Source organism: Streptomyces calvus, assembly GCF_006782915.1.
GTDB lineage: Bacteria > Actinomycetota > Actinomycetes > Streptomycetales > Streptomycetaceae > Streptomyces > Streptomyces calvus.
This window is the reverse complement of sequence record NZ_VCNP01000010.1, coordinates 360,595-373,316: the sequence shown is the minus strand read 5'-3', so window position 1 is coordinate 373,316 and position 12,722 is coordinate 360,595. Positions and strand designations below refer to the sequence as shown.

Genomic DNA, 12,722 nt, shown 5'->3' with positions numbered 1-12,722 from the left:
GGTACTGCCTCCTGGGCGACCGACCGTACGTCAGCCGAACTGCTGCTCCAGGTCCTTGAGCTTGCGCTCCAGGGAGTCCAGGCGCGGCAGGGCCTGGGTGTCGTCCTCCGCGGTGAGGTCGACGGTCATCGGCTCAGCGCCAGTACGCACCGGCTGCAGGGAGGGACGCGCGCGGACGGGCAGGGCTTCCGGCGCCGATATGGCAGGCTCCGCGGAGACCATGTCGGAGCCGCGCTCCATGCCCGGCGCCTCCAGTTCGCGTCCGCCGCCCCGGTTCACGAAACCGCGGTGGCCACGGCTGATCGCCTTCAACCGGGCGCGCTCCACGCGCTGCTGGTCCCGCCGGCGCTGCTTCGCCTCGTCCTTGCGGATCTTGTCCTCGCGCACTTCCTCGACCGCCTCGTCGAGGCTGCGCACGCCCTCCAGCAGCATCAGCGACCAGGCACGGTAGGTCTCCCGGGGAGCGCGCAGCCAGCGCACGATGCGGATCTGCGGCAGCGGGCGCGGGACCAGGCCCTGCTCCCGCAGCGCGGCCCGGCGGGTCTGCTTCAGCGCGCGGTCGAACAGGACCGCCGCCGACAGCGACATGCCCGCGAAGAAGTGGGGAGCACCGTCGTGGCCGACGCCCCGGGGAGCGTGCACCCAGTTGAACCAGGCGGCCGCGAAGGCGAACGTCCACACGAGTATGCGCGAGCCGAGGGCCGCGTCACCGTGGCTGGCCTCGCGCACGGCGAGCACCGAGCAGAACATCGCCGCGCCGTCCAGGCCGAACGGGACGAGGTACTGCCAGCCGCCGGACAGTCCGAGGTTCTGCTCGCCGAAGCCGACCAGGCCGTGGAAGGAGAGTGCGGCGGCCACCGCCGCACAGCAGAACAGCAGGACGTAGGAGACGGTGCCGTAAATGGCCTCCTTGCGCCTGCGGCGCTCCTCGCTGCGCTCCCACGAGTCGTCCGCACTCGTGTCCTTGACCGAAGAGCGCTTGCCGCGCGCCAGCACCGCCACCGCCGCCAGCATGCCCAGGAGCAGTACGGCGCCCGGAAGCAGCCAGTTCAGCGATATGTCGGTCAGTCTCATCTAAGGGGTCCCTTGCATTGGGATAGGGCGTAACGCCCGCCATAGTGGCCCAATCCCAGCAGCCCTCAGGGGGTTTCGGGGCAAGAGGCCGCCAAGGGAGTGCGAGGGGGAGTCCCAGGGTGGCGTTCTGCTCGAACTGCCGCATGAGGGGCGGGAGTTGAGTTCGAATAAGAGTACCCGTACGGGTGGTTCTACGGAAAGTTCCCGTGAGAGGTGAGGGATGTGTGAACCCCCTGGTACCTCTGTGGCCTGCTCACCGGATGATCTTACGGGGTGCGAGGAGGTGCCGTTGTCCGACGTGGTGTCAACTGGCCCGGGCGGCCGGGCGGTCGGCGGTCCGCGCGGTGGTGGCGCAGGTGCGCGGGCAGGTGGCGCAGACGTCGTCCGGGCGCAGGGTGTAGAACATGCAGCAGCTGACCCGGTCCCGGGTGGGACGTGCCGGCTCGTCGGCGTCCTGCCCGGACGGCCTGCGGAAGGCGGCGGCACCCACGTACGGCCGGGTCGCCCCCGGCAGCAGCAGCTCCAGCTCCCGCAGTCCCCGCTCCTCCTCGCCGAGCAGCTGGGAGACGTACCACAGGCTCTCGACGATCTCGTCGGTCGCCATGCCCCACAGCGCGCGGCCGCGGCGGCGCATCCGCGGGCCGAAGCCGCCGAGGACGGGTTCGAGGTGCTGCGCGACGGCCGCGCGCACCTCCGCCCGCAGCGCGTCCTCGTCCGGCACCACGCGGGCACCGGGCAGTGCGGCCGCGGGGTCGCCGGGCAGGCAGGCGAAGCCGTCCGGCCGTACGGCCATGCGGCCCACCGCGAGACCCGGGGCGGTCCGGTCGAACGCGACGTGGGTCACGGGGTAGCGCGGCACGCGGCGGTGCAGGAACCACGGCACGGTGATCAGCAGGCAGGCCGGCCAGGCGTAGCGGTGCAGTCCGAAGCTGGCGATCACGTCCGGACGGCCCTGCCGGCCGTAGTCCCGCAGCACCTGGGTGTCGTCCCAGGTCAGGAACGACTCCAGACCGGTGCCGCCCTCGGCGAGCGTGGACGCGGCGACCCAGCCGCCGCCCCGGGGCAGCTCCTCGCCGGCGGCCAGCTCGGTGACGGCGAGCGCGGGGAACGCCTCCGCCAGGCGGGCGTACGCGTCCGCGACGGCCGAACCGGGCACAGGCATGAGACCACCCATTCACGTCTCGACGAGCCAGTCGAAAAAAGGTAAGGCTCACCTTACCCAAGATCGCGGAAATGTGAACTGGCGTCCGGTGCGCTTAGGGTGCTTGACGGACAGCAGACAAGCCGCCGTAATGACCGCAAGTACCGACACGTCCGCAGGAGGGACCTTGTGAAGCAGGGCACGCAGGGCCCCGCCGTGCCGGGGGACGCAGTGACGGGCCGGCCCGACGAGCCCGGCCGGCCCGGTCGGGGCCGCTTCCGACTGCCCGCCCAGCCGACGGGACGGGACGCGGAGTGCGACCGGCGCCGTGACCGGCCGGACGGCGCCGAGAGCGGAGCCGCACGCGGCGAGCACACCCACGGCGAGCACCACGGCGAACCCGGGCTCGCGCGCCCCCGGCCCGCCGTCCGGCGGTCCTCCGTGCGCGGACAGGTCCTCGCCGCCCTGCGCACCGCGCTGGTGACGGGCGACCTGCGCCCCGGCGAGGTGTACTCCGCGCCCGTGCTCGCCGAGCGGTTCGGCGTCTCCGCGACGCCCGTCCGGGAGGCCATGCAGCAGCTCACCCTGGAGGGCGCGGTCGAGGTCGTCCCGAACCGGGGCTTCCGGGTAGTCGAGCGGGACGCCCGGGAACTGGCCGAACTGGCCGAGGTGCGGGCGCTGATCGAGGTCCCGGTGATGCTGCGGCTGGCCCGCACGGTGCCCGCCGAACGCTGGGCCGAACTGCGCCCGCTCGCCGAGGCCACGGTCCGCGCCGCCTCCTCCGGCTGCCGTGCCACGTACGCCGAGTCCGACCGCGCCTTCCACGGCGCGGTGCTCCGCCTCGCCGGCAACGAACAGCTGGTCCGGATCGCCGAGGACCTGCACCGGCGCGCCCAGTGGCCCCTGATGGGCAGCGTGCCCGGCGCCCGCGGCCGGGCGGAACTGGTGGCCGACGCCCACGAGCACACCGCCCTGCTGGACGCGCTGATCGCCGGTGACCTGGAAGTGGTGCGGCAACTGGTGGCCGAGCACTTCACCGGCGCGGCCTGAACACGACGAGCACCCGCCCCGGGCCGAAGCCTCCGACCCGCCGCGGCCACCGCGCGGCTCCCGCCACACCACCGCCACACCCCGCCACCGCCACACCCCGCCGCCGGGCGCCCGCCCGCCGCCCTCACCGGCGTGGCTCCCACCCTGTCGCTCCCGGCCGCCCCGCTCCGGGCCGCCGCGAGGCCGCCTGGCGTCAGGCCGCCGCGAGGGTGTCATGCGCTCGGCCCGTCAGGAAGCCGCCCGCTCCCGCCCGGCACGAGCCGCCCGCCGCGAGGCCGCTCGGAGCCGGGCCGCCGCGAAGCCGCCCGGCGTCAGACCACCGCGAACGCGGGCGCCCGGCCCGCGAGGAAGCCGCCTCCGCTCCCGCCCGGCACGAGCCGCCCGCCGCGAGGCCGCTCGGAGCCAGGCCGCCGCGAAGCCGCCCGGCGTCAGACCCCCGCGAACGCGGGCGCCCGGCCCGTCAGGACGCCGCCTCCGCTCCCGCCCGGCACGAGCCGCCCGCCGCGAGGCCGCTCGGAGCCAGGCCGCCGCGAAGCCGCCCGGCGTCAGACCCCCGCGAACGCGGGCGCCCGGCCCGTCAGGACGCCGCCTCCGCTCCCGCCCGGCACGAGCCGCCCGCCGCGAGGCCGCTCGGAGTCAGGCCGCCGCGAGGCCGCCCGGCGTCAGACCACCGCGAACGCGGGCGCCCGGCCCGTCAGGAAGCCGCCTCCGCTCCCGCCCGGCACGAGCCGCCCGCCGCGAGGCCGCTCGGAGCCAGGCCGCCGCGAGGCCGCCCGGCGTCAGGCCGCCGCGAGGCCGCCCGGCGTCAGGCCGTCGCGAAGGTGCCAGGAGCCAGGCCGCCGCGAAGGTGCCAGGTGCCCGGCCCGGCAGGAAGCGCCCGCCCCCTGCCGCGCCGCCTCATGCCGTGGCAGCGCCCGGAGCCGGTGGGGTCAGTTGGCGGGCCAGCCAGGTCGGTACGCCGCCCAGGAGGCGGAACAGGCGGCGGGCCTCCTCGCGCAGCCGGGACGCCTCCGGCTCGGTCTCCGTCTCGGCGAGCGAGACCAGTGCCGGAGCCGTGCCGACGAGGTACCCCAACTCCTCACGGATCCGCAGCGATTCCGCGAACCCGTGCCGGGCCTCCGCCAACTCGCCCTCCCGCAGGGCCAGTCCGGCCAGATGGCGCCAGGTCCCGGAGAGCAGCAGCGGATCGGCGTGCGCGGTGGCCCCGGCGTGGGCCCGGCGGTAGGCGGCCCGCGCGGCCTGCGGCGACCGGGTGAGGTTCTCGGCGATCAGCCCGCGCCGGAAGTCCAGCAGCGCACGCCCCGCGGCCCCCGGAGGCAGCAGCGCCGCCGCCCGGCCGAGCGCGGCCCGCGCCTCGTCGGCCCGGTCGCGCACGCCGAACAGGGTGGCGGCGTACGCCAAGTACCCGCGTTCACAAGCGGCGGCGCCACGCTCGTCGTCGCTGTGCGCCAGCGCCTCGGCCGTCCGCAGCGCGTCCTCGGCGTCCTCCCACCCCGCCTCCGTGTACAGGCACCGCTCCACCAGCAGCGACGCCCGTTGCAGCGCCGCCTCCGGCGTGTCCGGTGCGAGCAGGGCGGCGGCGTCGGCCCAGCAGGCGCGGGAGCGCAGCCGCCACACCGCGGTCTGGAGGGGATCGTCATCGGCGGTCGTTCCGTCACCGGACATGGCGGTATGCGCCACGTTGCCCTCCCCGAGCACGCCATCGAGCTGTTGAGTGGTGGCCGCATCTCAGCACGAACCACAGGGCCCGGCCAAGAGGGTGGGTGAAGGATTTCACAAAGTCGTGGACCGCGGGCCCGAACCGGCGCGCGGCGCTCGGCCGTTCAGCTCATCCGCAGAGCCAGGAAGAAGTCCAGCTTGTCCTCCAGGCGGGACAGGTCCCGGCTCGTCAACTGCTCGATGCGGCCGACGCGGTAGCGCAGCGTGTTGACGTGCAGATGGAGCCGGGCCGCGCAGCGGGTCCAGGAGCCGTCGCAGTCGAGGAACGCCTCCAGGGTGGGGATCAGTTCGGCGCGGTGCCGGCGGTCGTAGTCCCGCAGCGGGTCCAGCAGACGCGCCGTGAAGGCCCGCCGCACGTCGTCGGGGACGAAGGGCAGCAGCAGCACGTGCGAGGCCAGCTCCTGGTGTCCGGCGGCGCAGACCCGGCCCTGGCGGGCGGCGGCGACGCGGCGGGCGTGCCGCGCCTCCTCCAGCGCCCCGCGCAGGCCCTCCGCCGAGTGCACGGCGGCGGACACGCCGAGGGTGAGCCGGCCGTCGCCGTCGAGGCCCGCGGTGAGCGGGCCGCGTACGGCTTCCAGCAGCACGTCGGCGGCGACGCCCGTGCCCGTGTCGTCGTGCTCCCCGGCCACCGCGGGCAGCGGCACCAGCGCGACCGCCTCGTCCCCGGCGTGGGCGACCGCGATGCGGTCGGAGTGCTCGGGGCCGGTGGCCGCCGGGTCGACCAGGATCTCCTCCAGCAGCGCCTGGGCCACCGGCCCGCCCTCGACCTCCCCGCCGTCCCAGTCGACGCGGGCGACCACCACCTGCCAGTGCGGCGCGGCCCCGAGGTTCGGCAGCAGCACCGGAGCGGCCACCCGCAGCCGGGCGGCGACCTCGGCGGGCGCGGCGCCGGTCTGCACCAGCTCCAGCACCTCCTGCGCGAGCCGCCGCCGGACCGTGCGGGCCGCGTCCCTGCGGTCCCGTTCGACGGCGATCAGCTGGGTGACGCCGTGCAGCAGGTCCAGCCGTTCCTCGGCCCAGTCGCCGGCGTCCGCCTCCACCGCCAGCAGCCAGTCCGACAGCACCGTCTCGCGAGGGTCCCGCACCGCCGGTACCCCGCGCCCGCTGCTGCGCACCGGGAACAGGCTGTACGTCGTCTGGCCCAGGGCGACCCGGTGGGGGCCGCGCCGGCCGGTGCGGGTGGCCGCCAGCTGCTCCGCGGCGAGCCGCGCGCACACGTCGGCGGGCAGCGCCGTGCCCGCCCCGCGCGTCCCGGCGACCTTCGACCCGGCGATCAGCCGGCCGGTGGGCGACAGCACCCAGGCCCGCAGGTCCAGGTCGGAGCCGAGCAGGTCGAGCACGACGTCGGGGCCGCCGCCCGCGGGACCCGAGGTCATCATCCGCCGGTGCCGGTCCACGACGGCCGCGAGGTCGCCGGCGCGCTCGCCGGAGACCTGCCGTACGACGTGCTCGGTGATGGTGGCGAAGGCGACCGACTCGTGCACCGCGAACAGCGGCAGCCGGTGCCGGGCGCAGGCCACGACCAGGTCGTCCGGAACGTCCCCCAGCTCCGCCGTACCGGCCGCGACGGCGGTCACCCCGGCCTGCGCCAGGATCCGCACGAACGGCTCGGAGTCCGCGGCGTCGCGCCGCCAGGCCAGGCCGGTGAGCACCAGTTCCCCGCCCGAGAGGTAGCGGCTGGGGTCCCTCAGGTCGGTCGTCATCACCCCGCGCACCGTGCGGTCCAGCTCGTCCTCGCCGCCGAGCAGCTTCAGGCCCAGCGCGTCCGTGTCCAGCAGTGCGCGCAGCCGCATTCTCGTCGCCGCCGTTCTGTGTCTCGATAGGTGTGCATGACCGTCGGAGGGATCTTCCGGCGAGGGCGCGCGGGGTGGCTGATCAGCGGTGTCGGCCGTTTCCCGGACGGTGTCCCGTGGATCCGGAGGAAGGTGAGGAGACTGGGGAGGGCCTCCGTTCATACGAATCTACAAGATGGCGTTGTTGGCCAGCCAACTCCTTCATGTTTTCCGTGACTGACCGGGAGCCGCCGCCCGGCGGTGTACTGGCCTCACTCCGAGTGAACGACACATGACGAGCCTGGCCCGCCGCACACGGATTGGCTCAATCTGTACGCCCCACGAGACGAAGAAAAGAGCCGGTCATGGACTTCCTTCGCCCCGCCAGCTGGGAGGAGGCGCTCGCCGCGAAGGCCGAGCACCCCGCCGCAGTGCCGATCGCGGGCGGAACCGACGTGATGGTCGAGATCAACTTCGACCACCGCCGGCCCGAGTACCTCATGGACCTGAACCGCATTGGTGATCTCTACGAATGGGAGGTCGGCGCGGAGAGCGTGCGGCTGGGCGCCTCCGTCCCGTACTCGCGGATCATGGAGCACCTGCGCGCCGAGCTGCCGGGCCTCGCGCTCGCCTCCCACACGGTCGCCTCCCCGCAGATCCGCAACCGCGGCGGCGTCGGCGGCAACCTCGGCACCGCCTCCCCGGCCGGCGACGCGCACCCGGCGCTGCTGGCCGCCGGCGCCGAGGTCGAGGTCGAGTCGGTGCGCGGAGCGCGCCGCATCCCCATCGACGACTTCTACACCGGCGTGAAGCGCAACGCGCTGGCGCCCGACGAGCTGATCCGCGCCGTGCACATCAGGAAGGCCGACGGCCCGCAGCAGTTCTCCAAGGTCGGCACCCGCAACGCGATGGTCATCGCGGTGTGCGCCTTCGGCCTGGCCCTGCACCCCGAGACGCGGACCGTCCGCACCGGCATCGGCTCCGCCGCGCCCACTCCCGTCCGGGCGAAGGCCGCCGAGGAGTTCCTGAACGCGGCCCTGGAGGAGGGCGGCTTCTGGGACAACGGGAAGATCATCACTCCGTCGGTGGCCAAGCGGTTCGCGGATCTGTGCGCCGCCGCCTGCAACCCGATCGACGACGTCCGCGGCACCGCCGGCTACCGCCGCCACGCGGTCGGCGTGATGGCCCGCCGCACCCTGACCTGGACCTGGGAGTCGTACCGCGGCGCCCACCGCATCACGGAGGGGGCCGCGTAATGCGACTCAACTTCACCGTCAACGGACGCCCGCAGGAAGCCGACGACGTCTGGGAGGGCGAGTCGCTGCTGTACGTGCTGCGCGAGCGGCTCGGCCTGCCCGGCTCCAAGAACGCCTGCGAGCAGGGCGAGTGCGGATCGTGCACGGTCCGCCTGGACGGCGTGCCCGTGTGTTCCTGCCTGGTCGCCGCCGGCCAGGCCGAGGGACGCGAGGTCGTCACCGTGGAGGGCCTGGCGGACTTCGCCAGGCAGCGCGCCTGCGGCACGGCGTCCCACGGCACCTCGCTGGACGAGGCCCGGCAGTGGCAGGCCGGCGGCGCCGACTCGCGGACCGGCGAGGGCACCGAACTGGCCCCCGTGCAGCAGGCGTTCATCGACGCCGGCGCCGTCCAGTGCGGCTTCTGCACGCCGGGGCTGCTGGTCGCCGCCGACGAGATGCTGGAGCGCAACCCCAACCCGACGGACGCGGACATCCGCGAGGCGCTGTCGGGCAACCTGTGCCGCTGCACCGGCTACGAGAAGATCATGGACGCGGTCCGCCTCGCGGCCGCCCGCCAGTCCGAGGGGGTCTGAGCATGCCGTCCCACAAGCTCCCGGCCGCGTCCGCGCAGGGACAGCCCACCGGCGTTCCCACCAGGATCACGCAGGGTTCCGGCACCCGCGGCGGCATCGGCGAGTCCACCCTCCGCCCGGACGGCACCCTCAAGGTCACCGGCGAGTTCGCCTACTCCTCCGACCTGTGGCACGAGGACATGCTCTGGGGCCAGATCCTGCGCTCCACGGTCGCCCACGCCGAGATCGTGTCGATCGACACCTCCGAGGCCCTCGCCACCCCGGGCGTGTACGCCGTGATGACGTACGACGACCTGCCGGCCGACGTGAAGCACTACGGCCTGGAGATCCAGGACACCCCGGTCCTCGCGCACGGCAAGGTCCGCCACCACGGCGAGCCCGTCGCGATCGTCGCCGCCGACCACCCGGAGACCGCGCGCCGCGCCGCCGCGAAGATCAAGGTCGAGTACCGCGACCTGCCCGTCGTCACCGACGAGGCCTCCGCGCTCGCGCCGGACGCGGTCCTCGTCCACGAGAACCGCGACGACCACCACATCGGGCACGTCCCGCACCCCAACATCGTCCACCGCCAGCCCATCGTGCGCGGCGACGTCGCCGCGGCCCGCCGTCGCGCGGACGTGATCGTCGAGGGCGAGTACACCTTCGGCATGCAGGACCAGGCCTTCCTCGGCCCCGAGTCCGGGCTCGCCGTGCCCGAGGAGGACGGCGGCGTCCACCTCTACATCGCCACCCAGTGGCTCCACTCCGACCTGCGCCAGATCGCACCCGTCCTCGGCCTGCCCGAGGACAAGGTACGGATGACCCTGGCCGGCGTCGGCGGCGCGTTCGGCGGACGCGAGGACCTGTCCATGCAGATCCACGCCTGCCTGCTGGCGCTGCGCACCGGCAAACCCGTCAAGATCGTCTACAACCGCTTCGAGTCGTTCTTCGGCCACGTCCACCGCCACCCGGCCAAGCTGTTCTACGAGCACGGGGCCACCCGCGACGGCAAGCTGACCCACGTCAAGTGCCGCATCGTCCTCGACGGCGGCGCGTACGCCTCCGCCTCCCCGGCCGTGGTCGGCAACGCCTCCTCGCTCGGCGTCGGACCGTACGTCGTCGACGACGTCGAGATCGAGGCCATCGCCCTCTACACCAACAACCCGCCCTGCGGCGCCATGCGCGGCTTCGGCGCGGTCCAGGCGTGCTTCGCCTACGAGGCGCAGATGGACAAGGTGGCGAAGGAACTCGGCCTGGACCCGGTGGAGTTCAGGCAGCGCAACGCGATGGAACAGGGCACGCTCATGCCCACCGGGCAGCCGGTCGACTCCCCGGCGCCGGTCGCCGAACTCCTGCGCCGCGTCAAGGCGATGCCGATGCCGCCGGAGCGCCAGTGGGAGTCCAGCGAGGGCGCCGACGTGCGCCAGCTGCCCGGCGGCCTGTCCAACACCACGCACGGCGAAGGCGTCGTCCGCGGTGTCGGCTACGCGGTCGGCATCAAGAACGTCGGCTTCTCCGAGGGCTTCGACGACTACTCCACCGCCCGGGTCCGCATGGAGGTGGTCGGCGGTGAGCCGGTCGCCACCGTGCACACCGCGATGGCGGAGGTCGGCCAGGGCGGCGTCACCGTCCACGCGCAGATCGCCCGCACCGAGCTGGGCGTCGCCCAGGTCACCATCCACCCCGCCAACACCCAGGTGGGCTCGGCCGGTTCGACGTCCGCCTCCCGGCAGACGTACGTCACCGGCGGCGCGGTCAGGAACGCCTGCGAGCTGGTCCGCGAGAAGGTCCTCGAGCTCGGCCGGCGCCGCTTCGGCCCGTACCACCCGGCGTGGGCGACGGCCGAACTCCTGCTGGAGGGCGGCAAGGTCGTCACCGACGGCGGCGAGGTGCTCGCCGACCTGGTGGACGTCCTCGGCGACGAGGCCGTCGAGGTCGAGGAGGAGTGGCGGCACCGGCCGACCGAACCGTTCGACCTGCGCACCGGGCAGGGCAACGGGCACGTCCAGTACTCCTTCGCCGCGCACCGCGCCGTCGTCGAGGTCGACACCGAACTCGGCCTGGTGAAGGTCGTCGAACTGGCCTGCGCCCAGGACGTCGGCAAGGCGCTCAACCCGCTGTCCGTCGTCGGACAGATCCAGGGCGGCACCACCCAGGGGCTGGGCGTGGCCGTCATGGAGGAGATCGTCGTCGACCCGAAGACCGCGAAGGTGAAGAACCCCTCCTTCACGGACTACCTCATCCCCACGATCCTCGACACGCCGACCATCCCCGTCGACGTGCTCGAACTCGCCGACGAGCACGCCCCGTACGGGCTGCGCGGCGTCGGCGAGGCACCCACCCTGTCGTCCACTCCGGCGGTCCTCGCGGCCATCCGGGACGCCACGGGCCTGGAACTGAACAGAACACCGGTACGCCCGGAACACCTCACCGGCACGGTGTGACCCCGTCGCCGTCGCGCACCCCGGCCCCCGCAGGGCGGCACGGGCGGGCGCGGCGGCACCCGGCGCCGGGCGACCGCCGACACCCCGAGACGGCCCCGGCGCCGTACCCCACCGAAGGTGCAGTACCGGGCCGTCCCCCGGGTCTGGCACCTCCCAAATCCCGTGCGCTTCGCCGAAGCCACGGGGGCCCCTGTGAACCTTGGGAGATGGCACCATGACCCAGCAGTCCGTGGAGCCGAGGACCACCGCCGAGGACGCGGGCGCGGGAACCCGCGTCCCGGCCGGACGGTCCTGGCTCGACCGGTACTTCCACATCACGCACCGAGGATCCACCGTCGCCCGTGAAGTGCGCGGTGGCGTCACCACCTTCATGGCGATGGCGTACATCCTCCTGCTCAACCCGCTGATCCTGTCCGGCGAGGACGCCGCCGGGAACACCCTCGGCCGCACCGCCCTGATCACCGCGACCGCCTTGGCCGCCGCCGTCAGCACGCTGCTGATGGGCTTCTTCGGCAAGGTGCCGCTCGCCCTGGCCGCCGGCCTGTCCGTCTCGGGCGTGCTCGCCTCGCAGGTCGCGCCCGAGATGACCTGGCCGCAGGCGATGGGCATGTGCGTGATGTACGGCGTGGTCATCATGCTGCTGGTCGTCACCGGCCTCCGCGAGATGATCATGAACGCGATACCGCTCGCGCTCAAGCACGCCATCACCATGGGCATCGGCCTGTTCGTCGCCCTGATCGGCTTCTACAAGGCCGGATTCGTGCACCGGGGCGAGGCCACGCCGGTCACGCTCGGCCCGGCCGGCGAACTGGCCGGCTGGCCGGTGCTGCTGTTCGCCCTCACGCTGCTGGCGATCTTCATGCTGCAGGCGCGGGGCGTCCCCGGCGCCATCCTCATCGGCATCGTCGGCGGCACCGTGCTCGCCGTCGTCCTCAACGCCTTCGGTGTCATCGACCCGAAGCAGTGGGCGAGCGGCGCCCCCGAACTGCACGGCGGCGCCGTCTCGATGCCCGACTTCTCCGTCTTCGGCGACGTCGAGTTCGGCGGCTGGGCCGAGGTCGGCGCGATGACCGTCGGCATGATCGTGTTCACCCTGGTGCTGGCCGGCTTCTTCGACGCGATGGCGACGATCATCGGCGTGGGCACGGAGGCGGGACTCGCCGACGACAGGGGCCGGATGCCGGGCCTGTCCAGGGCGCTGTTCATCGACGGCGCCGGCGGTGCGATCGGCGGTGTCTCCGGCGCGTCCGGGCAGACGGTGTTCGTGGAGTCGGCGACCGGCGTCGGCGAGGGCGCCCGTACGGGCCTGTCCTCCGTCGTCACCGGGCTGTTCTTCGCCGCCTGCCTGTTCTTCACCCCGCTGACGGCGATCGTGCCGGGCGAGGTGGCCGCCGCCGCGCTGGTGGTGATCGGCGCCATGATGATGATGAACGCCCGCCATGTCGACTGGGCCGACCGGGCCACGGCGATCCCGGTGTTCCTCACCGTGGTGATCATGCCGTTCACCTACTCCATCACCGCGGGCGTGGCCGCCGGAGTCATCTCCTACGCGGCCGTCAGGACCGCCCAGGGCAGGGCCCGGGAGATCGGCGCCTTCATGTGGGGCCTGACGCTGGTCTTCCTCGTCTACTTCGGCCTCGCCCCAATCGAGAGCTGGCTGGGCGTGCACTAGCCCGCCGCCGCACGCAACCTTCCACACGAACCCGGAGGACACT

General features: G+C 73.7%; 9 protein-coding genes. 5 read left to right on the top strand and 4 right to left on the bottom strand.

What is annotated here, in order from left to right; translation table 11 throughout:
- Positions 1–30: 30 nt before the first annotated feature.
- A complete protein-coding gene (locus tag FGW31_RS05945) occupies positions 31–1,074 on the bottom strand; it encodes a DUF2637 domain-containing protein (RefSeq protein WP_142192266.1) in 1,044 nt (347 codons plus the stop codon).
- A gap of 304 nt (positions 1,075–1,378) precedes the next feature.
- The gene (locus FGW31_RS05940; protein ID WP_142192265.1) at positions 1,379–2,236 is read right to left on the bottom strand and encodes a (2Fe-2S)-binding protein; all 858 of its coding nucleotides are present in this window, start codon (positions 2,234–2,236) and stop codon (positions 1,379–1,381) included.
- A 168-nt stretch (positions 2,237–2,404) separates the two neighbouring features.
- Between FGW31_RS05940 and FGW31_RS05935 the strand changes: the two genes are divergently transcribed.
- The gene (locus FGW31_RS05935; protein WP_167530005.1) at positions 2,405–3,265 is read left to right on the top strand and encodes a GntR family transcriptional regulator; all 861 of its coding nucleotides are present in this window, start codon (positions 2,405–2,407) and stop codon (positions 3,263–3,265) included.
- An 897-nt stretch (positions 3,266–4,162) separates the two neighbouring features.
- Here FGW31_RS05935 and FGW31_RS05930 read toward each other — a convergent pair.
- On the bottom strand, positions 4,163–4,930 hold the full coding sequence (locus tag FGW31_RS05930) for a hypothetical protein (protein ID WP_142192375.1): 768 nt from the start codon (positions 4,928–4,930) through the stop codon (positions 4,163–4,165).
- A 158-nt stretch (positions 4,931–5,088) separates the two neighbouring features.
- A complete protein-coding gene (locus FGW31_RS05925) occupies positions 5,089–6,777 on the bottom strand; it encodes a PucR family transcriptional regulator (RefSeq protein ID WP_142192264.1) in 1,689 nt (562 codons plus the stop codon).
- A 344-nt stretch (positions 6,778–7,121) separates the two neighbouring features.
- Here FGW31_RS05925 and FGW31_RS05920 point away from each other — a divergent pair, with 344 nt between their 5' ends.
- The 4 genes from FGW31_RS05920 to FGW31_RS05905 all read left to right on the top strand — a co-directional run bounded on the left by FGW31_RS05920 (position 7,122) and on the right by FGW31_RS05905 (position 12,679).
- Positions 7,122–8,012: an FAD binding domain-containing protein gene (locus tag FGW31_RS05920; RefSeq protein ID WP_142192263.1), complete on the top strand. Its 891-nt coding sequence runs from the start codon at positions 7,122–7,124 to the stop codon at positions 8,010–8,012.
- Positions 8,012–8,584, top strand: coding sequence for a (2Fe-2S)-binding protein (locus FGW31_RS05915; RefSeq protein ID WP_142192262.1), 573 nt, complete (start codon positions 8,012–8,014; stop codon positions 8,582–8,584). Before FGW31_RS05920 ends, FGW31_RS05915 begins: the two co-directional genes overlap by 1 nt.
- Before the next feature lie 2 nt (positions 8,585–8,586).
- A complete protein-coding gene (locus tag FGW31_RS05910) occupies positions 8,587–11,007 on the top strand; it encodes a xanthine dehydrogenase family protein molybdopterin-binding subunit (protein WP_142192261.1) in 2,421 nt (806 codons plus the stop codon).
- Positions 11,008–11,221: 214 nt separating this feature from the next.
- On the top strand, positions 11,222–12,679 hold the full coding sequence (locus FGW31_RS05905) for an NCS2 family permease (protein WP_142192260.1): 1,458 nt from the start codon (positions 11,222–11,224) through the stop codon (positions 12,677–12,679).
- The last annotated feature ends 43 nt before the right edge of the window (positions 12,680–12,722 follow it).

Excerpts from the sequence above, each read along its gene's own strand:
- FGW31_RS05920 (WP_142192263.1), top strand. The coding sequence starts at position 7,122 with ATGGACTTCCTTCGCCCCGCCAGCTGGGAGGAGGCGCTCGCCGCGAAG.
- FGW31_RS05910 (WP_142192261.1), top strand. The coding sequence starts at position 8,587 with ATGCCGTCCCACAAGCTCCCGGCCGCGTCCGCGCAGGGACAGCCCACC.
- FGW31_RS05945 (WP_142192266.1), bottom strand. The coding sequence starts at position 1,074 with ATGAGACTGACCGACATATCGCTGAACTGGCTGCTTCCGGGCGCCGTA.
- FGW31_RS05905 (WP_142192260.1), top strand. The coding sequence starts at position 11,222 with ATGACCCAGCAGTCCGTGGAGCCGAGGACCACCGCCGAGGACGCGGGC.
- FGW31_RS05940 (WP_142192265.1), bottom strand. The coding sequence starts at position 2,236 with ATGCCTGTGCCCGGTTCGGCCGTCGCGGACGCGTACGCCCGCCTGGCG.
- FGW31_RS05925 (WP_142192264.1), bottom strand. The coding sequence starts at position 6,777 with ATGCGGCTGCGCGCACTGCTGGACACGGACGCGCTGGGCCTGAAGCTG.
- FGW31_RS05915 (WP_142192262.1), top strand. The coding sequence starts at position 8,012 with ATGCGACTCAACTTCACCGTCAACGGACGCCCGCAGGAAGCCGACGAC.
- FGW31_RS05930 (WP_142192375.1), bottom strand. The coding sequence starts at position 4,930 with ATGTCCGGTGACGGAACGACCGCCGATGACGATCCCCTCCAGACCGCG.